Origin of the sequence: Pseudoalteromonas luteoviolacea H33-S, assembly GCF_001625695.1 — a bacterium.
Taxonomy (GTDB): Bacteria; Pseudomonadota; Gammaproteobacteria; order Enterobacterales; family Alteromonadaceae; genus Pseudoalteromonas; species Pseudoalteromonas luteoviolacea_B.
Window position 1 is genome coordinate 133,102 of record NZ_AUXY01000058.1, and the last position, 18,821, is coordinate 151,922.

The window sequence follows — 18,821 nt, forward strand, 5'->3', positions numbered from 1 at the left end:
TCAGCTCCAGATTTCTTGTATCATGGTGATCTTTTGATTCAGGTTCATGCCAATTTGACCCGTTCCAATCAGATACCACAAAGTTGGTAACAACCTGGCTTGATTCCAAGGATCAGAGTATATCTTTTCAAGTAGTCCTGTCGGAGTTGAACGCCCAAGCGTTTTTAAATTTCCAACTAGCAACGCCATATCTGCTTCTTCACTGGCACCTTGTCTTATAAAAGGAAGAAGGAACTTAACTGACTCCAGATAAGGCGTTCTAATTTCCTTTTCAGTGACTATTTTAAACTTCCACTGATTTTCCTTTGCATATTTAATTGCCATGCGGAACTTTGGCCGAAGCTTGCCCCAATTCTCCTTGAGTTCACTTCTATACTTTACTTCATATAAAGTGGGCTTTTCACCTTGTCTGAAAGCAAGTACATCAGGCGTATAACTACGTCGCTTGTCTTCATTATTTAGACAAATAATTTTAACTGGCTGAACCTCAAACCGGCTTACGTGTTTGTCGAATTCAAGAAGACTTATAAAGTCTCGCTCCAGTGTTGACTCAAACATTGCTTGCCCATCAGCTTTACTGTGCGCAGCTATTCCTGTGACATTGCGATAGTTTTTTGGGATGGTTCTTACAGGCATGCGAAGCCCTTTCTTTTATCAATTCTGCTGAACTCAAGTGCAAAACGATGTTCTGCTTTTTTAGCTTGAAAGATTAATACATGCTTCCACTGAGGCAGGCTAAGCATATCATATACTTTTGCTTTATCTTGTTCAGATGTTTTCAAACCGAATGAAACTGATTGAATTGATTGAGCGGAAATATCTTTTAAGCCAAACTCTTGTGATATTAGTCTAGTCTCACGTTCATATCTCCAGTACGAGTATTTCGTTGTTAAAAGAGGAGTAATGACAGCTTCGAGCAGGTTTCCAGAGTTCAACTTCATGCAATCTGGAATACTGTGTAAAGGATGTTTTGACTGATAAATGACGTCTTCAACTGAAACATTTGGTAAAGCACTCAACAAAACGTTCCTATTGAAGCCAATACAAATACCTTTATGGCTATTTGCATAATGAGACCACATAAGCTGGTTTTTCTTGGCTCTGCAAAAGCAACAGATGCCTATATTTGTTAACTTTTTCTTCAGCTGCTTACTCAATATGTCTGTTGAGGCCTTGTTAGCAACTCCTTTTTGCGATAGTACTTCATTTACAGTTCTTTCATATTCCATTTGGCAATCAAAGGGATCATTAAACTGTTCAGGTGTGGAAAAATGAATCTGCTGGTTCTTAAACTCACTTAAAAAGTGATTTTTCTCTGGATCAGAATAGCGAAACAACACATTCTTCAAAACATAAATCCTTCTCTATTACTCTGTTTTTTAATAACTATTTAAAATCACAATGCATTATTCCAGTACAAAATAGCAGTGTAATTATCGAACTTTTTTATACCTTACTCTCTAATAGTAGCCTATAGCGATGTAATTTCGACTCTAGATTGGAGTATTAGTACAAAAAAGCGATGGAACTCACAGAAGTAAAATAACTTTACGTCACGCATAAAAAAGCAAGCGCCTGAGCTTGCTTTTTTTGTGGCTATTCTTCTATTTTACAATTAGTTGGTCTTCCCACAGGTGGATGATATTAGGGTTAGTTAGGTTAAACACTTTAACAACCATTGTTTTTCCCGCCGCATTTTCACATTCAATAATTTGATACAAAACCTGGTGGGCAGGGTTTGTTAACACATCATTTTTAATAAATACATCTGAGTGAAATGGTCCTTTTCGATCTTCGCCATGAAACAGGCCTAATGACACGCCTCGATTCGCTACTGTTGAGCAATAAGATTGTGTGTTTTGATTATTCACACTTAAGCTACTGCGAATACGATATGCTGAGTGGTAGCCGTATGAATATGGCTGATAAATAAACTTACCTTCGGGCTCTAATGTTACCTGCCAATCCACAATTGGAGCGCCTGGCACATTGACCAACACGTTGTAATCGATGCCATCGCCATCAAGACAGTTAATATGCACCGTTTTGGAAGCCTGCAATGCATTTTCATCATGCAGATCTGCCTCTAACGTCAAGCTCTGCGTCGAATCCACGTCCACAGACAAGCTTAAATTAGCGAGGTTATTATGGGTTTCGTTAGAATAAACGTTGGCGTTATAGCAGCGGCTGAACTCATCTCTAAGCTGCACATTGAGCGTTAACTTGTGGGCATGTTCACTGGTGATCAGAACATGACTCACAGGGCCTTCAGTATAGCGTGTTAAACGTTCAAAGCCATCTTCGTCAGCAATATTTTGCGCAAGAGCAACCACATTCAAGCTCGTCATTAACGCACCAAATACAATCGAAAGTTTAGATAAAGACATGACAATTTCCTTTTCATTGAGAGAAATCGGTATAGTCTGTACTACATACTCAGCTATCTGATGACTACAACTTATCAGTCAGTTCCTTCTATTACAAAAAACATGATGGTGGTCGAAATCATTAAAAAAATTGAGAACTTATCTAACCTTTTTAGATGGTTAGGTAAGTCCCTTTTTAAGATAATTAGTTGATAAAAAGTATTTCATAACCCTTCATAATCACACACTAGCATTCCTATGAAACCCACTAGTAATCATCATCAATATTTTACAAATAACTAAGTGTAGCCACTTCATTTAGCCACAAAGTGCACCACCATTTAACAACTTATTATTACGCACCTACTCTAAGTGCGTCATATTTTACGCAACCAACTCAGGATCGTTTCTTACACCTTCAATCACTTGAGTGATGTCCATCAGGTAAACATCTTCAATCAATGAAATCACATCATTCCAACGAGGATTATATTCATTATTTTCCCACCGCCTTAAAGTTCGCTCTTCAATACCATAACAAGCCGCTGATTCAGCCTGCGTATATCCCCTGCACTTTCTTGCATATTTTAGTAACTGTGCACCTTTTGGCGTGCGGATTAACTTAGATGATTGAGGGCTTATATCAGCACTACTTTGAGCAGACACCAAGTGCTGAGATAAACGAGTTTTCATTTGGGTATTGAATGTAAGGTGTTTGGCCATGTTCACTTTCCTTATTTTTTTACGCAAGTGAGTACGTCTGCACCCAGAGGTGCCCTACTAACTGTTATAACTTACCGTAATTAATGCATACTGAACCATTAAAAGGCTCAGGTGCGTAATTTTTTAATAAGTATAGATTAAAATCCTACGCACCACAACCGTAATTGAATTTAATACTGCGTAAAAAATTGCATTGAGTTTACTTTTAAACCTCCCTATAATGTCTGACATGACGCTTAAACAAATGTGATATAGGAAATAAAACCCATTATGGACGGAGTAAGTTACCTCAATACCTTGGCTGAGAGAGTCGAGGAAGCGATTAAACCACATAGTATCAGGGCATTTGCGTCAAAAATTGATGTCTCTGAAGGCACACTGCGTCGTATTTTAAAAGGCGAAGATCCTAAACTGAGCATCATTGAACGAATAGCCAATGAAGCGCAAGTAAACCTGTTGTGGCTTATCACTGGCACAGAAAGCGGCGTCGAGGATGTGGAGTCATTACATCCAGTCGTAAAATTAGATGAATTTAATGACGCCTTTGCTTTAGTTCCTGGTTACCATGTATCTGTAAGCACAGGGCATGGTGCATTTAATGACCAAACTCAAGTTTCAAGGCATCTCGCATTTCGAAAAAAGTGGCTTGAATACAAAAATCTTGAAAAAAGTAAACTAGCCGTTGTTTTTGCCAAAGGTGACTCTATGGAGCCCACCATCCATAACAACAATACAATTTTGGTCGACTTAAGTGACAAAAAGCTCAGTGAAGGCCTAATTTATGTAGTTAGACTCGGAGAAGAGCTATACGCAAAGCGCCTACAACAGTATCTAGATGGGTCAGTAAGGCTTATTAGCGACAACAAAGAATATGTTGAACAAGTCGTGAAGCCTGATGAAATGGAGCAACTTGAAATCATTGGGAAGGTGGTATGGATAGGAAAAGATCTTACTTAAATCTTTTCCTGTGAGTTAATGTGTGGACTGTCAGCCCACACATATATTAATTAAAGTTTTTGCCATGCACTGCTTTTACCTGGCTCATCACCTTTGGTCCACCACAATGCTTTGTAACGTGCACATGAGTTAGCAGCATCACAATGATTCACTTCTGAACCTGCATTGTAAGCAACATCAATGTGCCATGGAAATTCAGCTTGACTGATCAAAGTCCATGCGTCAGCAAAACGCGTTGGCTCCACACCAGAAACCCAGTATTTAGCTTCCCAAACAAGTGTTTGCTTTACTTCTTGATCAAAATGACTCACTCGATCGCCGGTGTTATACACCGCTTGAGCATCATAAGCTGGATGACCACCGGCGCCTTTTGGTGTAACTGTAACGATTACTGTATCAGTATAGTTATCAACACCATTGTCAGATACACTTAACTGGAATACCAATTGCTCTGTTTGCGATACTTGAGGCGCTGCAAAACTAGCTTGATTGGTATCAGCGCCAGTCAGTACAACAGCTGTGCCTGAAACCTGAGACCATGTATATGTTAAAACATCACCATCAGCATCTGACGTTGCGCTACCATCTAACACGACACTCGCTGTTTCTGATTCAACTTGTTTGTCTGCCCCAGCATTCACCACAGGTGGTGTGTTTACAACACTGTCTCGAATCGTGATCACAACTTCGTCACTGGTATTTCCGCCTTTGCCATCGTTAGCACTAAAGCGTAAAGTGACCGTTGCTTCACCTACAACATCGGGCGCGACAAATTCTAGGTTCAATGCGCTAGTGACACCTAAAGTAACTGCAGGACCGGACACTTGCTGCCATTGATAGGTAAGTGCGTCATTATCTGCGTCATTCGCTGTCGCAGCCAGTTTAACCACAGAACCTGATAACACACTTTGATCTGCACCTGCATTAACAACAGGAGCACGATTAGAACCATCCACGAGGGGGTGACCAAGTGACTCATGCATCCAGTTCAAAATATCGCCATTGTCTGTATCGATCTCCCAACCAAACATACCAGCTAGGCCTTCTTGGAATACAAGCTCACCTTTTGCCTTAATAGACTTTTGATCATCGTAAGAGATCAGATCGCCCGTACTAGGTCGATAGATGTAGGGTGCTTGCGCAACCGTATCATAGTGATACTCCCAATCAGGATGTTTTGCCCACTGTGCGATATTGGCATACATCAAGGTACCAGGCTCTAACTTAAATGCATCTGCCGGTGCTGAAGGACCAGTTGCTTTACCTTGCATATGGTGTGTACCAGGCGTATGTTCAACACCAGTCCAACCACGACCATACATGGCAATACCTGCGATCAACTTATTGCCCGGCACGCCTTGTGCTTTAAGTAAATCAATACCAGTCTTAAGGTTGTATTGCGTGGTACGTACATCTGAAGGTTTAAAATCTGAGGGATATACTGCTGTTTGATGACCTAGGCCTTCTAAATCCCATGCGCCGAAGTAGTCGTAGGACATCATTAAAATGTAGTCCATATACTTAATCGCTTCGCCGTAATTCACTTTCTCTAGTTTATCAAAACCGACATTAATCGCCGAAGTAAGTTCATACTTACGGCCTGTGCGCGCTTCCTCTTCATCCAGCATCGCGCGAAGCTCTTTCATCAACTTAATATACGTCGCACCATCACTTGGAGACCCCAAGTTCGGGTTTGCTGCAGCGACGCCTGGGAATTCCCAATCGATATCAATACCATCCCAGAACTGCCATGTTCTTAAATACTGACGGCAAGATTCAACAAATGTTTTACGCTTGGCATCGTCAGCCATAAAATAGAAAGGATCGGAGAGCGTCCAACCACCGATAGATGGAATAATTTTCAGATCAGGATAACGCTGCTTGAGTGCCATCATCTGGCCATAGTTGCCTTTGATTGCATCTTGGTTTACTTGATCGCCAACAGGTTTCATATAAGCCGCCCAAGGATCAGGTGGCGCAAGCTCAAAATCGCTTAAACCAGCAGTAACACGTTGAAAAGTGTCATAACCTGTCGGGTTTTCCTTTTTGAACGACTCGTTAGGTCCTGCAATCGCAACAAACCCATAAAAAATATGCGTCAGATTTTCAGCAGGGATATTATCGATGTAATAATCCATCCCTTCAACACGATAAACAGACCATTCTGCAGCATATGCCGCGACCACTTTACCAGTTGTATTCACGTAAGATCGGTTGGTCATCTCGATTGGAAAACGCGGATCATTCACTTTCATCGGTAGAGGGTCTAAGTGACTGCCCGCAGTGTCCGCCACCACAAGCACTTTATTATTAGTGCTGTCGCTACAACCATCAATATTACAAAGTTGAACCGTTAAGTTGAACTTACCGCCTTTAGTAAATGTTAATGTTTCTACACCCGATTGTGAGCTGCCTACCTCAGTTAACACACGACTGTGGACTACCTGCCCATCAAGTAATACTTTGACTGTTTCACCAGCTTCCCCAGTCCATTTTGACCAAGGCACAGAAACATCAACACTTGGCGCAACCAAAACGTCTTTGTATGCAAGTGAATCTGTGATTGTAACTAAACTGTGTTTTTCAACCATCCATTCTACTTTTGGCGCACCAGGGGTTGCTGCAAGCGTAGAAAGAGAGGTGAAAAAACCAGAGAGAAGCAACGCGTGCTTAACCCGGTTTAATGCCCTTTTGTTTGATGTTTTCATTTTATATCCTTCAACATGTTTTTATTGTTACGCAGGTTTATCTACCTGCTTTTTTAAACTTCAGCGGACCCTTACTTCCCCCTGAAGCATATTCTCCTATCAAATACTGTCCGTCCTCGGACAGCGTCAACGTATGGACACCTTCTGTTGTCCATCCTGGAATTTGTTGCGTTACCTGAACCTTCACCGTGATAGTGTCTTTTTCACGTACACCATTACCATGCTCTACAAACGGTGTCCCTTTAAATTCTAAATAATGAGCAGTAAACACCTCACTCCCTTGCTGTGAAACAATTAAGTGGCCATTGGCAAAATTGCTGTTGTTAACGTCATGCCAAAGACCTGCAATACGTCGCTCAGAAACCTGTTCATTAACGTTTATCGAAGAAGAGACAGCGCTGTCATCAGCGTTAGAATAAAAAGCGCAATTTATTGTCAAAAGCACGCATATTGAACGAAAAGCTTTGTACATTGCTATAGGCCCTCAAATTTTAAGTTAACAAAATCATTAATGTTATTAACACCAATGTACCTAATATAAAGTAAAACACAACCCGCTTTAGGAACTAGAAAATACCAACTAAGCACAATTTAAGGCATAACCTCAGCCTACTTTCGCTTTTTATAAGCGCTATTAGGCTGAATTTATTACTTTTAAAAAAATCACATGAATTACACTCAATGTAATGAAATAGTAAAAATAATGGACTAAAGCGTTTTAGCTATCTGTATTATCATCCAAATACCTGCCGGATGAGCGATTAACTAGCTCCTTATACATAACAAAATCAACTAAAGTCCTTATGATCTGTGCATGTGACTCAACATTAATATTGATCAACTGAATTGAAAACGCACTGACCACGGTCCACATTAGAAGATTAAAACCAACGAATAAAAGGAAAGGTGATGACACAGACTACTTATACACCAGAACGAGTTTGGCAATGGCAAGCAGGTAACGGCGGAAAATTTGCCAATATAAATCGCCCAACAGCAGGGCACAGATTTGACAAGGCTCTGCCAACTGGCAAGCACCCGATCCAACTTTATTCTTTAGCGACCCCTAATGGCGTTAAGGTCACCATTTTACTCGAAGAGCTCCTTGAAAAAGGTATCGTAGGGGCGGAGTACAATGCCTTTTTAATTGATATTATGGAAGGAGATCAGTTCTCCTCTGGGTTTTGTGATATTAATCCCAATTCAAAAATCCCTGCACTCATTGATAACAGTCAAACGCCATCTATTCGAGTATTTGAATCTGGCGCAATCTTGCTCTATCTGGCAGAAAAATTCTCTGAGTTTATTCCTAACTCTCTCGCGCTTCGCACCGAGTGTCTTAACTGGTTATTCTGGCAAATGGGATCAGCACCTATTTTAGGTGGTGGATTTGGACACTTTTATGCTTATGCACCAGAAAAATACCCATACCCAATAGACCGATATACCATGGAAGTAAAGAGACAACTAGATGTGTTAAATAATCACCTACAGAACAATACTTATATGTGTGGCGATGAATACACCATTGCAGACATAGCTATTTGGCCTTGGTATGGGGTACTCGTTGAAGGCGGGCTGTATGAGGCTGCTGAGTTTTTAAATGTACAAGAATACGCTCACGTTCAACGTTGGGCTAAATCAATTTCAAAACGCCCTGCAGTCAAGCGCGGGCGAATGGTCAACCGTACATGGGGTGAGCCCAGTGAACAGCTTCACCAAAGACATGATAGCAGCGATTTTGAATTAAACACCCAAGACAAGCTTAACCAGTAATGCACGCACTGTTAGCCCCTTTTGTGGGGCTTCATTTGATGTTATCACTGCGCTTGCTGTTTAGAGATAAACTCGCTCATCCTCTCTTGTAACTCTGCTTCCGTTAAGTCTTCAATATGAGTTGCAATTGTCCAAACATGTCCAAACGGGTCTTCTAATGTGCCCGCCCTATCACCATAAAACTGATCTTCAACAGCTCTGAGCTCTTTTGCACCCATTGCCAAAGCTTGTGAGAACACAAAGTCGACATCTTCTACATAGTGCATCAAAGAAACCGAAGTGCCTCCCAATTGCTTTGGCCCCTTGAAATGCATATCCGGACATTCATCACTGATCATGATATGCGAGTCGCCAACTTTCAATTCAGCATGTGCGATTAATCCGTCTGGCATGTTTAGCTGCATAACCAATGACGCATTAAATACTTTTTGATAAAAATGAATGGCGTCAGCGCCACCTTGTACAATTAAATAAGGCGTGATCGCATGATACCCTTCGGGAATTCCCTTAACCGCCATGATTGTTGCTCCTAAGCCATGTATGTGAAACTAAAACTAGCCTAATATTTGCAAAGCACAACTTTACCCTGAGCTTCCCCCATGACACAGATTGAAATATGACGCTTTTCTTCCGTCAAAAAAACGCTAAACTATGCGTTTTTATCGCATTTCGGGGTCATTATGCAGCGCAAAAAATTAGTTAACCAACTCACAGAATTACTCAAACCTTTTCAAATAAGTGACTTTTGCCCCAATGGTTTGCAGGTTGAAGGTAAGTCAGAAATCAAAAAGATAATTACCGGTGTTACCGCCAGCCAAGCGCTAATAGATGTTGCGATAGAAAAACAAGCCGATGCCATCTTAGTGCACCATGGTTACTTTTGGAAAGGTGAAGACCAGCCAATTACAGGCATGAAAAAGCGTCGCATCCAAAGTTTACTTGCACACGACATTAATTTGCTGGCTTATCACCTGCCTCTTGATGTGCACCCAGAACTTGGCAACAATGCGCAACTTGGTGAGCTCCTAGATCTGATTGTAGAGCGCCCATTGGAGCCGTGGAATAAGAACAGTGTCGCTGTTAAAGGGAAGCTAAAAACCCCAATGACAGTCGGTGAGTTTGCGCAATTAATAGAACAAAAATTAGATAGACCACCACTGGTAAATCAAGCTGGTGAGCACAAGATTGAAACGATTGCGTGGTGCACAGGCGGCGGTCAAAGCTTTATTGATCTAGCGGCAAGTCAAGGCATTGATGCCTACCTAACAGGTGAAGCATCAGAGCAAACCATCCATAGTTCTAATGAGCAAGGCATCCACTTTTTTGCTGCTGGACACCATGCAACTGAACGTTACGGTGTTAAAGCCTTAGGGGAATATTTGGCTGACAAATACGACCTTGATGTTGAGTTTGTCGATATTAATAACCCGGTTTAAGCCCACATGGCGAAAAAGCAACATAAACCTAGTCCAAAAGATCGTCACTTTTGTGATATCGCTGGCAAGTTTAAGAATAATATCTACGGTACAGCCAAAGGAAAAATTCGTGAAGCCGTGCTCAAGCGAGATTTAGACGAGCTATTGAGCCAGCACTTTACAGACAAAGCGCTCAGGATACTGGATGTTGGTGGAGGTCAAGGCCAACTTGCGCTTTACCTTGCCAAGCGAGGCCATCATGTGACTTTACTGGATGTATCAGAGCCTATGTTAGAACTTGCTAAAGAACGCGCTCAAAATGAAAACCTTATCAATGAGATGAGCTTCATCCATGCTCAGTTACAAGATATCCCAACACTTGAGCTTGGGCAGTTTGATTTAGTGCTTTGTCATGCCGTTTTAGAATGGATAGTTGAGCAGCAACACGCACTAGCCATATTAAAAAATTGCTTAAAGCCTGAAGGCGTATTATCTCTGATGTACTTCAATAAGGCAGCGCAGCGTTTAGCCAACATGGTTTATGGTAACTTCGATTACGTAGCGAGCGGATTGAAAGTTAAACAAAAAGTGGGACTTAGTCCAAACCAGCCACTAGAAAGTGAGCAAGTTGAATATTGGTTAGACGAGCTTTCTTTCAAAACGATGAGTAAAACGGGCGTGCGATGTTTTCACGATTATTTACGCGAGCTGCAAAAAGCAGAAGACCAATTTGACGCGCTTTTAGCGCTTGAATTGCAGTACAACAGAGCAGAACCATATGCATCAATAGGAAGATATACACATCTGCTTTTGCATGCATAAAAGAAAACGGCCTTAACATCTGCAGCACCCACCACGGTACTAATGTTAAGGCCAAGACATTTGCTGTAAGAGAGCAGCAACTAAACGTTGACATAGTTGCATGAATTTGTCCCTTGAATCGCTTTGAAATAAGTTGAAAAGTATATAAATCAAATAATTAATATTTTTCATTAAATTTTTTCATCACTAAAATGCAGCAATACATAATTGTAAAGCTCTTGCTTTTTAGTGGCGACACCCTGGCCACCTGCCGATATGATCACTTCTTTTTGCTTATCAGACTCAACCCAGGTATAGACATAAAATGGGGTTTCATCTCCCACAGCACGCATCGCTCTGAGCAGTTTCAATCCAGCTAAAGGTTCACCATCACGTCCCATATCTGAAATAACGACCGAATATTCGTACATGCTCAATAATAGCAGTGCCTCTTGTGTTGAGGTCGTATTGTAAACGCCTATCTTTTTCTTAAGAAAATACCCTTGCTCTTTTGTATTGTTTTTAGGGTTATCATCGACCCACAGTATTCTCCCTTTAGCATCAACGGGTTCACTGGCCTTAAAACTCGTATTTTGTTCATGCACAAACCCGTGGTTAATCACTAGCCATATGCATACGCAACACATCAACAAAGTGACACCTATCCAAAACTTTAGATGCGCTCCATCAGAATTATGCTCTGCGCGCAGGATTGCTAACTCAAGCTGAGCGGTGCCATTTGCACTGCGAATTGTGACTTCAGGATTAAACTTGTAGCCCTGCCCTCGCACAGTAAAAATCACATCTTGTTTTACACCTAATCTTCGTAACAAACTTCTCGTATCTGAGATTAAGCGAGGCAATGACCATGGGGAAACAACGGAGTCAGGCCATAAGTAGGCGACCAACTCCTCTTGAGAACAAACTTTAGGGTGGGTATCAATTAAATAAGCAAGTAACTTAAAAGTGCGATCTTCAAGTACCGCCTTTTTCCCATCTACTTCGAAGCTTTGACTTCGAGTGTTTAACACTGCATTAGAAAACTGATATTCCATATCTTCATGATTTCCAATTAATTAACTAATAATCATAAGAATTCATAGACTATACCAAAGTCTTCAACAGAGCTAGTCTTTCGAGCTAGTAATAATGTCTAATGGAATGTACCTAAATACGCACTTTCTTTGCCTGATTAGCTGAACACATTTAGTCCATTTATCATACATAAACAGTGTGCACACAGGCTTCCAATGAGGCTGTTAGCGGCAAACATCATGTATTAATTGGTTAGCTAGACTCGCTATGATACTCGCGTCCTTTTGAGCTTGAGAAAATGTCCTAAGTCCATAAATACCAACAATTAAACTTTGTGCACGCTGCTCAGGTAATCGCTCACCAGTTATAACACCTTCTTGTTCTGCTTGCATAAAAATGTCTTTCATAAAACTTTGCCACATGACGCACTGCTGGCTCAAAACAGCCTGTGCCTGCGCATCTGTTTGTGCAATTTCATTAATGGCCTTTTGGCTTAAACAAGATTGAGTGGGATCGCCACTAATACACTCAGCAACAATACTATCTAAGTATGCTTGTAAACCACTTAATGCGCCGTTTTGCTCATGAAAAATAGCACGTAACTCTTCGCTTCTATCCAAGTTGTACTGTTCTAACGACGCAAGTAATAATCCTTTTTTATTCTCAAATGCACAGTAAATCGAACCTGGATGCAGCCCTGTAGCACGCTTTAAATCTTGCATACTGGTTTTATTGTAGCCTTTTTCCATAAATGCATTCATAGCGGCTCTTAGAACAGCTTCTCTATCAAACTCTGCGCTTCTCATTGATAACTCCACGTGGGGATTTAAAGGTATATTAAACAATTTTGAACAAATGTTCAAAAACACTCTTGAATGATCGTTCAAATAAAGCTATCTTGAATAAACATTCAAAATAAAGAGAACCACAACCCATGACAGATATCTTATTTCAGCCCTATAAATTAAACGCCGCAATCTCGTTAAAAAACCGCGTATTAATGGCGCCTTTAACACGCTGTATGGCAGACGACGCACTCGTCCCTACGGATGATATGGCAGCATATTATGCAAGACGAGCTGATGCTGGATTGATTATTTCTGAAGCGACTATTATCCGACCGGATGGCCAAGGGTATCCAAATACGCCAGGGTTATTTACTCCTGAGCAAATCAATGGATGGCGAAAGGTCACTGATGCTGTGCACAATAATGGTGGTAAGATTTTTGCGCAGCTATGGCACACAGGCCGCACGGCACACCCCTACTTTTATGATGGAGACACTGTCATAGCGCCCAGTGCTCAAGGTCTTGAGGGAACAGTCCCGCGTATGAGAGAGCTCAGTTATCAAGTGCCAACTCCTGCTACCGTTGAGCAAATCAAGCAACTGGTTGATGACTACGCTCAGGCAGCTGCCAACGCGATAGATGCTGGCTTTGATGGTGTTGAGATCCATGGTGCTAATGGTTATCTCATCGACCAATTTTTGCATTATGATAGCAATACCCGAACTGACCAATACGGCGAAACTCCAGAAAATATGAGCCGATTTGCTTTGGAAGTCGTCGATGCTATTGCAGCACGTATCGGTCATGAAAAAACAGCCTTACGCCTATCTCCAGGTGCATATTTCAACATGGCTGCAGACGCACGAGACAAAGCTGTGTTTGACTATTTATTACCTGAATTGGAAAAACGCAATTTAGCCTTTTTACATATTGGTATATTCGATGACGAAATGACGTTCGAGCACCTTGGTGGCCGAGCTTCTGATTATGTTAGAGCAAGATATCAAAAAACATTGGTCGGTGTGGGTGGATTTACCCCAGAAACAGGGGCTACAGCAATAGAGACCGACCGTTTTGACTTACTCGCAATTGGCAGGCCATTTATTGCCAACCCAGATTACATGTCCAAAGTGAAAAACCAGCAACCTTTAACCGAATACAATGAAGAGATGCTAACAACTCTCGAATAATGCTTTGACTATCAGGGTTACTACTTTACCAGTGGTAGCCCTTGCGACTTCCAGCCCAAAATGTCTCCCTCTAGGTGGAACAATTTAAAGCCGCGTTTAAATAAAGCGCTTTCAAAAATTTGCGCCCTCCTGCCAGAGCGGCAATAGACCACTAATGTTTGATCTTTTAGCTCATTAAGAAGAAATGACTGCGCTTCAATTTGGTCATAAGGAATATTGATTGCGCCTTTAATATGGCCATCAGCGTATTCTTCAACAGTACGCACATCGATAATCGTATATGGAGTATCTGACATTTGATTAATTAGCAACTCTGTTGCTTTGACAGCTTGAACATTAGCACTGACCACCGCACTAACACACAATGAAGAAACCAACATTATTTTTATTAAAAATGCCTCAAAAAACCGTCTAGAACTCAACATCAACAAACTCCTTACTAAAGTTTTGAAAAAACGCATTACCAAAATAGCCTATCTTAGAAATCATTGAAAGACGATTTATGTACCAATGAACAAATCTTTTTTTAAAAAAAACACCAGCCTAATAAGACACTAAACACCTAATTTTTAAAATAAAATAAAACTCTGATTGAATTAATTAGCGTCTACTATCCTTTAGTCTAATACCGAAAATCCCAATACCTACTATTACTTACTGCACGCGCGATTGGACAATTGGTTAGACAACTCAACTTGTTAAATTTTGAGTTTTTAGTCTAATCTAAAATTGGATATTGAGCAGTATGGCAGAGATTTAAGTAATACGTGCCTAAATCAAATACAAAATCATGAGTATTTGTCTTTTATATTAAACAAATTGGTTATTAATTCGTCACATTAGACATGAACAATAACGTTAGTTTTAACCCGTCACTGAATACAACCACTTCAGTGATACGTGGCTTAGTTGTGCAGTTGTTTTGCCACTTAATGTTCGGAACAGCACATTATGGAAAATAAAAAAATAGCAGTAGTAACAGGCGCTTTAGGTGGAATCGGTACAGCCATTACCCAAAAGCTGGTAGAAAATAATTACTTTGTTATTGCAGTCGCAAGCCCAAGACGTAACGAGGCAGACTTTGATACTTGGTGCAATGAATCAAATATCAACCCGAAATATGTTTCACCATTATTTTTAGATGTAACTGACGCACAAGCATGCACTGATAGCCTTGAGTCAGTTATTGATAATCACGGTAAAATTGACGTTTTAGTTAATAATGCAGGTATTACTCGTGATGCTTCATTTAAAAAAATGAATGCGCAGCAATGGCACGATGTCATTGATACAAATTTAAATTCTATGTTCAATATGACTCAACCACTTTTTGCACACATGTGCAGTAATAAGTCAGGTCGTATTATCAATATCTCTAGCGTCAATGGTCAAAAAGGACAATTTGGCCAAGCAAACTACGCAGCAGCCAAAGCAGGTATGATTGGCTTTAGTAAATCTCTTGCCTATGAAGGCGCGCGAGCGGGTGTAACCGTGAATGTTGTTGCACCTGGTTATACAGAAACCCCTATGGTTGCAAAAATGCGTGAAGACGTATTAGAAAGCATCAAGGCGCAAGTGCCGATGCAACGACTTGCAACACCATTAGAAGTTGCAGAAACAGTGAGCTTTTTAGCCTCTGATGGTGCAGCGTATATTACTGGTGAAACGCTTGCCTTAAACGGCGGCCTTTATATGAACTAAGAACTCAACGATACCATTTAGAAAAGGCAACTTTTCTGTAGTAGATGGGTATTGCATTTTTAAACGGATTATCTCTCAATAGGAAGCAAGCCATGTACAACGACTTTTTTAAATCAATCACTGATCAAAGCGAAAAATTCTTCTCACCTGCAATTCAGTTCAACCAGCTAGTTGCAAAAAATATCGAGCAACTAGCAAAAATTCAGCTAGACGCTGCGCATTCATTCACAGAGACATCTGTAGAACAACTTAAAACTGCCGCTGAAGTAAAAGACGTTAAGTCTTTCATTGACTTCAATGCAAGCCAACTAAGTGCAGTGAATAAGCTAAGCCAGCAACTTATCGAAGACGGTCAAAAATTAACTCAATTAGGTCAGGAGTTTAAAGATAACCTAGAGACTATCTCGAACGAGACTGTTAAAGCGGCAAAAGTATAATGCGTTAATATCAGCCTAGTGGAATTCAATTTTGCTAGGCTGATCTACCTTATTCACATGCAATACCACTGACAAGCTTATATTTGGTCATCACGATCTGTGAGTATGAGTATTAGAGAATATATGTGCCAATAAACAACGTCGACTCACACTCTCGTTAAAAAGTTTGTACAGCACATGCAGCGCATCTTTTAAAGCAATAACTCGTCTGTCACATCTCCGACTAGGAAGCATAAAATGGATACCGACAATAAAGATTTTACTCAGACCATGACCGCTTGGTGGCAGTATAATCAAGATCTCTACAGTATTTTTTCGCAAAACCTTTTTAATAACAGCCCAGTTCAAAAAGCGCTAAATGAACAAAGCGCAGAAGACTTTGGCCAATGGGCAAAAGAAATTACTAAGCAACCAGAGCTATTCGCAAAACAACAAATTAACTGGTGGCAAGAGCAGCTAAAAATTGTTCAACAAACTTGGGAACAAAGTCTCAATGCATCAAGCGAAGAGGTGATCTCAACTGAGCGCGGTGACAAAAGGTTTCTTGCTGACGAATGGCAAGATAACCCTTGGTTTAGCTATATCAAGCAAAGTTATTTACTCTTTGGCCAGTCCTTACTTGACTCGATTCGACAAACTCCTGGCTTAGATGAAAAATTAAAAGAAAGACTCGAGTTCTTTGCAAGACAAGTCATAAACTCTATTTCTCCGAGTAATTTTATTACGACTAATCCAGAGCTTTTAAAATTAACCATTGAGTCTGAAGGTCAAAACCTGATAAATGGACTTGAACTATTTAAAAAAGACATGGCTAAAAGCGGTGATATGCTGAGGATCAGCATGACCAATGAAAACGCTTATGAGCTGGGAAAAGATCTGGCCACAACACCTGGTAGAGTCGTTTTTCAAAACCATTTATTTGAATTAATTCAATACACTGCGACAACTAAGCAAGTGCACAAAACACCATTGCTTTTTGTACCGCCCTACGTCAACAAATACTATATTTTAGATTTAAAAGAAGAAAACTCATACGTTAAATGGGCCGTTGATAACGGCCATACCGTGTTTATGATTTCTTGGAAAAACCCAGATCCAAGCATGGCAGAGGTTGGATTTGAAGATTATGTCGTCGATGGTGTGATTGCCGCTTTGGATGAAATAGAAAAGCAAACTGGTGAAGCTTATGTCAATGCCATAGGATATTGCATCGCTGGTACGCTGGTGGCAACAGCCATGGCATACTTTACATCTAAACGCATGAAGCAAAAAATTAAGAGCGCGACTTTGCTAACAACCCTACTAGACTTCTCACAACCTGGTGAGCTAGGTGTCTTTGTTAATGAAGGAACTATATCTGCGCTAGAGGCCTACAACCTGCAAAATGGTGTTATGCATGGTCACCTGTTAGGCGTCTCGTTTAGCATGTTAAGAGAAAATAGCCTGTATTGGAATTATTATGTGAATAATTACCTCAAAGGCCAGCCACCAATGGACTTAGATCTGCTGTACTGGAATGGAGATAGCACCAACCTCACAGCTAAGTGTCACAACTTTATGCTGCGAGATTTATATTTAGAAAATAGATTAATCGCCACAAAAGAAGTTGAAGTGCGAGGCACAAAGATTGATTTAGCCAAGGTCAAACAACCTATCTACGCGTTATCAACCCGAGATGACCATATTGCACTGTGGCAAGCAACGTTCAAAGGCTTTCAATACACCAGTTCAAAAACAACTTTTGTACTTGGCGAATCTGGCCATATTGCCGGTGTTATTAACCCACCAAAGGCCAATAAATATGGTTTTTGGTCAGGCCCTGCGCCACAGGGGGATGCCAATGCTTGGCTTGAAAAAGCGGACCATACTAAAGGCTCCTGGTGGAGTCATTGGGGTAAATGGATAACCCAATTTACTGATGAAAAAGTTCCGGCACGCGCTGTAAAAACGAAGGCAAACCCTGGTATTTACGACGCCCCAGGAGAATATGTGAAAGCTAGGCTTTAACCATACTTGTAGGTAAAGACGCGGGTCTTTACCTACCTCACAGCTACCTGCTTTGTATAACGATTTAGTATCTTAATAATCTGATTTTCTGAAATATATGGAAAATCCCGTCTCGATTTATAGCGCTTATAAAGCGGTATAAATACGCTATTCTTGGTTAGCATATCAAAATATGACAGGAACACAGTGCCGCTTTGACTGACTTTTATGGCTTTATTATCCCGGCAACAGGTCTGGTAACGCGCTAGCAATTGAACAATATTGCAATCGGCACACTTGGATTGTAATTTAAGTTCAGCTTCAATAAAAAAAGCAACACCACTCCAATATACACGCTGATATGCTTTCAACTGCCACATGTTATTGGATATCTGCGATAATTGTCCAGCAAACTGCTTAGTCGCAAGCTCACCACGGTCAAGCCCTGCTTTAATTCTTTCGACAAACTCACGATTTGAAATAATCCCCCCTTTGAGCATAATCACATTTTGTAAGTAAGTGGCAAGTCCCTCAGCCAGCCAACTATCTTGATCATCTAACCGTGGATGATATAAATGCGCTAATTCATGATATAAGGTCCAATCAGCTATTAGAGATCTAAGTGAAGCATGTTCATCAATGTACAAGGTGATACCATCTGGTTCGCCACGCAATACCTCCCCCCAAGGGACAGGCTCTTTCGCATATTTCATGTAATATACAGATACAGGAATAACGTTGCTAGGAAGCTCCCCAAGTGCTGATACCGTCTTATCAAGACCGTCATAGATCCACTTCGGCACTGCTTCAACATGGGGGGCTGTGGGCGTAGTATTACGCCACGTGATCTCGGCAGAATTGCCCAAAGCGAACAAACTTGAGCTAAAAAAACAGGCTAACCACGCAGCAAAGTGCATAGACACTCATTAGAAATAAGT

Annotated in this window: 19 protein-coding genes; 8 read left to right on the forward strand and 11 right to left on the reverse strand. The window is 40.8% G+C overall.

Annotated features, from left to right (window positions below):
• From N477_RS07235 to N477_RS07250, 4 genes are all read right to left on the reverse strand, one after another.
• Nucleotides 1-636 (reverse strand): heteromeric transposase endonuclease subunit TnsA, encoded by a 636-nt coding sequence (locus N477_RS07235; RefSeq protein WP_063361837.1) that lies wholly within the window; start codon nt 634-636, stop codon nt 1-3.
• A complete protein-coding gene (locus N477_RS07240) occupies nt 627-1,340 on the reverse strand; it encodes a DUF2971 domain-containing protein (RefSeq protein WP_231098103.1) in 714 nt (237 codons plus the stop codon). Before N477_RS07240 ends, N477_RS07235 begins: the two co-directional genes overlap by 10 nt.
• 264 nt (nt 1,341-1,604) lie before the next feature.
• Nucleotides 1,605-2,387: a hypothetical protein gene (locus N477_RS07245; RefSeq protein WP_063361839.1), complete on the reverse strand. Its 783-nt coding sequence runs from the start codon at nt 2,385-2,387 to the stop codon at nt 1,605-1,607.
• Nucleotides 2,388-2,750: 363 nt separating this feature from the next.
• Complete coding sequence (locus N477_RS07250; protein WP_231098100.1) at nt 2,751-3,089, reverse strand: helix-turn-helix transcriptional regulator; 339 nt, start codon at nt 3,087-3,089, stop codon at nt 2,751-2,753.
• Between the two features lie 270 nt (nt 3,090-3,359).
• Here N477_RS07250 and N477_RS07255 point away from each other — a divergent pair, with 270 nt between their 5' ends.
• The gene (locus N477_RS07255) at nt 3,360-4,046 is read left to right on the forward strand and encodes an XRE family transcriptional regulator (RefSeq protein WP_063361840.1); all 687 of its coding nucleotides are present in this window, start codon (nt 3,360-3,362) and stop codon (nt 4,044-4,046) included.
• A 50-nt stretch (nt 4,047-4,096) separates the two neighbouring features.
• Here N477_RS07255 and N477_RS07260 read toward each other — a convergent pair whose 3' ends face one another.
• Entirely contained in the window at nt 4,097-6,754 is a 2,658-nt protein-coding gene (locus tag N477_RS07260; protein WP_063361841.1) for a glycosyl hydrolase family 18 protein, read from the reverse strand.
• A 37-nt stretch (nt 6,755-6,791) separates the two neighbouring features.
• Nucleotides 6,792-7,193, reverse strand: coding sequence for a hypothetical protein (locus tag N477_RS07265; RefSeq protein WP_155731835.1), 402 nt, complete (start codon nt 7,191-7,193; stop codon nt 6,792-6,794).
• Nucleotides 7,194-7,663: 470 nt separating this feature from the next.
• Between N477_RS07265 and yghU the strand changes: the two genes are divergently transcribed.
• Nucleotides 7,664-8,530 carry a glutathione-dependent disulfide-bond oxidoreductase gene (gene yghU / locus N477_RS07270; protein WP_063361843.1) on the forward strand — a complete coding sequence of 289 codons (867 nt, stop codon included), beginning with the start codon at nt 7,664-7,666 and terminating at the stop codon, nt 8,528-8,530.
• Nucleotides 8,531-8,574: 44 nt separating this feature from the next.
• Here yghU and N477_RS07275 read toward each other — a convergent pair whose 3' ends face one another.
• Nucleotides 8,575-9,048, reverse strand: a complete 474-nt coding sequence (locus N477_RS07275; protein ID WP_063361844.1) for a VOC family protein — start codon at nt 9,046-9,048, stop codon at nt 8,575-8,577.
• A gap of 162 nt (nt 9,049-9,210) precedes the next feature.
• Here N477_RS07275 and N477_RS07280 point away from each other — a divergent pair, with 162 nt between their 5' ends.
• On the forward strand, nt 9,211-9,966 hold the full coding sequence (locus tag N477_RS07280; RefSeq protein WP_063361845.1) for a Nif3-like dinuclear metal center hexameric protein: 756 nt from the start codon (nt 9,211-9,213) through the stop codon (nt 9,964-9,966).
• A 6-nt stretch (nt 9,967-9,972) separates the two neighbouring features.
• Nucleotides 9,973-10,767 (forward strand): methyltransferase domain-containing protein, encoded by a 795-nt coding sequence (locus tag N477_RS07285; RefSeq protein ID WP_063361846.1) that lies wholly within the window; start codon nt 9,973-9,975, stop codon nt 10,765-10,767.
• Nucleotides 10,768-10,937: 170 nt separating this feature from the next.
• On the opposite strand, the gene N477_RS07290 is transcribed toward N477_RS07285, so the two are convergent.
• Both N477_RS07290 and N477_RS07295 read right to left on the reverse strand, forming a co-directional pair.
• Nucleotides 10,938-11,801, reverse strand: a complete 864-nt coding sequence (locus tag N477_RS07290) for a winged helix-turn-helix domain-containing protein (protein WP_063361847.1) — start codon at nt 11,799-11,801, stop codon at nt 10,938-10,940.
• 204 nt (nt 11,802-12,005) lie between these two features.
• Nucleotides 12,006-12,587 (reverse strand): TetR/AcrR family transcriptional regulator, encoded by a 582-nt coding sequence (locus N477_RS07295; RefSeq protein WP_063361848.1) that lies wholly within the window; start codon nt 12,585-12,587, stop codon nt 12,006-12,008.
• 128 nt (nt 12,588-12,715) lie between these two features.
• Here N477_RS07295 and N477_RS07300 point away from each other — a divergent pair, with 128 nt between their 5' ends.
• Complete coding sequence (locus N477_RS07300; RefSeq protein WP_063361849.1) at nt 12,716-13,759, forward strand: alkene reductase; 1,044 nt, start codon at nt 12,716-12,718, stop codon at nt 13,757-13,759.
• Nucleotides 13,760-13,779: 20 nt separating this feature from the next.
• Here N477_RS07300 and N477_RS07305 read toward each other — a convergent pair whose 3' ends face one another.
• Nucleotides 13,780-14,184, reverse strand: coding sequence for a rhodanese-like domain-containing protein (locus tag N477_RS07305; protein ID WP_063361850.1), 405 nt, complete (start codon nt 14,182-14,184; stop codon nt 13,780-13,782).
• 526 nt (nt 14,185-14,710) lie between these two features.
• Between N477_RS07305 and N477_RS07310 the strand changes: the two genes are divergently transcribed.
• The 3 genes from N477_RS07310 to phaC all read left to right on the forward strand — a co-directional run bounded on the left by N477_RS07310 (nt 14,711) and on the right by phaC (nt 17,904).
• The gene (locus tag N477_RS07310; protein ID WP_063361851.1) at nt 14,711-15,460 is read left to right on the forward strand and encodes an SDR family oxidoreductase; all 750 of its coding nucleotides are present in this window, start codon (nt 14,711-14,713) and stop codon (nt 15,458-15,460) included.
• Between the two features lie 92 nt (nt 15,461-15,552).
• Nucleotides 15,553-15,897: a phasin family protein gene (locus tag N477_RS07315; RefSeq protein ID WP_063361852.1), complete on the forward strand. Its 345-nt coding sequence runs from the start codon at nt 15,553-15,555 to the stop codon at nt 15,895-15,897.
• Nucleotides 15,898-16,134: 237 nt separating this feature from the next.
• Entirely contained in the window at nt 16,135-17,904 is a 1,770-nt protein-coding gene (gene phaC, locus N477_RS07320; RefSeq protein ID WP_063361853.1) for a class I poly(R)-hydroxyalkanoic acid synthase, read from the forward strand.
• A gap of 32 nt (nt 17,905-17,936) precedes the next feature.
• On the opposite strand, the gene N477_RS07325 is transcribed toward phaC, so the two are convergent.
• Nucleotides 17,937-18,800 (reverse strand): hypothetical protein, encoded by an 864-nt coding sequence (locus N477_RS07325; RefSeq protein WP_063361854.1) that lies wholly within the window; start codon nt 18,798-18,800, stop codon nt 17,937-17,939.
• Nucleotides 18,801-18,821: the final 21 nt, after the last annotated feature.

What these genes read in the sequence shown, in the direction of transcription:
- N477_RS07305 (WP_063361850.1), bottom strand. Translation starts at nt 14,184, where the DNA reads ATGTTGAGTTCTAGACGGTTTTTTGAGGCATTTTTAATAAAAATAATG.
- N477_RS07235 (WP_063361837.1), bottom strand. Translation starts at nt 636, where the DNA reads ATGCCTGTAAGAACCATCCCAAAAAACTATCGCAATGTCACAGGAATA.
- N477_RS07280 (WP_063361845.1), top strand. Translation starts at nt 9,211, where the DNA reads ATGCAGCGCAAAAAATTAGTTAACCAACTCACAGAATTACTCAAACCT.
- N477_RS07300 (WP_063361849.1), top strand. Translation starts at nt 12,716, where the DNA reads ATGACAGATATCTTATTTCAGCCCTATAAATTAAACGCCGCAATCTCG.
- N477_RS07310 (WP_063361851.1), top strand. Translation starts at nt 14,711, where the DNA reads ATGGAAAATAAAAAAATAGCAGTAGTAACAGGCGCTTTAGGTGGAATC.
- phaC (WP_063361853.1), top strand. Translation starts at nt 16,135, where the DNA reads ATGGATACCGACAATAAAGATTTTACTCAGACCATGACCGCTTGGTGG.
- N477_RS07250 (WP_231098100.1), bottom strand. Translation starts at nt 3,089, where the DNA reads ATGGCCAAACACCTTACATTCAATACCCAAATGAAAACTCGTTTATCT.
- N477_RS07325 (WP_063361854.1), bottom strand. Translation starts at nt 18,800, where the DNA reads ATGCACTTTGCTGCGTGGTTAGCCTGTTTTTTTAGCTCAAGTTTGTTC.
- N477_RS07290 (WP_063361847.1), bottom strand. Translation starts at nt 11,801, where the DNA reads ATGGAATATCAGTTTTCTAATGCAGTGTTAAACACTCGAAGTCAAAGC.
- N477_RS07295 (WP_063361848.1), bottom strand. Translation starts at nt 12,587, where the DNA reads ATGAGAAGCGCAGAGTTTGATAGAGAAGCTGTTCTAAGAGCCGCTATG.
- yghU (WP_063361843.1), top strand. Translation starts at nt 7,664, where the DNA reads ATGACACAGACTACTTATACACCAGAACGAGTTTGGCAATGGCAAGCA.
- N477_RS07245 (WP_063361839.1), bottom strand. Translation starts at nt 2,387, where the DNA reads ATGTCTTTATCTAAACTTTCGATTGTATTTGGTGCGTTAATGACGAGC.
- N477_RS07285 (WP_063361846.1), top strand. Translation starts at nt 9,973, where the DNA reads ATGGCGAAAAAGCAACATAAACCTAGTCCAAAAGATCGTCACTTTTGT.
- N477_RS07260 (WP_063361841.1), bottom strand. Translation starts at nt 6,754, where the DNA reads ATGAAAACATCAAACAAAAGGGCATTAAACCGGGTTAAGCACGCGTTG.
- N477_RS07275 (WP_063361844.1), bottom strand. Translation starts at nt 9,048, where the DNA reads ATGGCGGTTAAGGGAATTCCCGAAGGGTATCATGCGATCACGCCTTAT.
- N477_RS07255 (WP_063361840.1), top strand. Translation starts at nt 3,360, where the DNA reads ATGGACGGAGTAAGTTACCTCAATACCTTGGCTGAGAGAGTCGAGGAA.
- N477_RS07315 (WP_063361852.1), top strand. Translation starts at nt 15,553, where the DNA reads ATGTACAACGACTTTTTTAAATCAATCACTGATCAAAGCGAAAAATTC.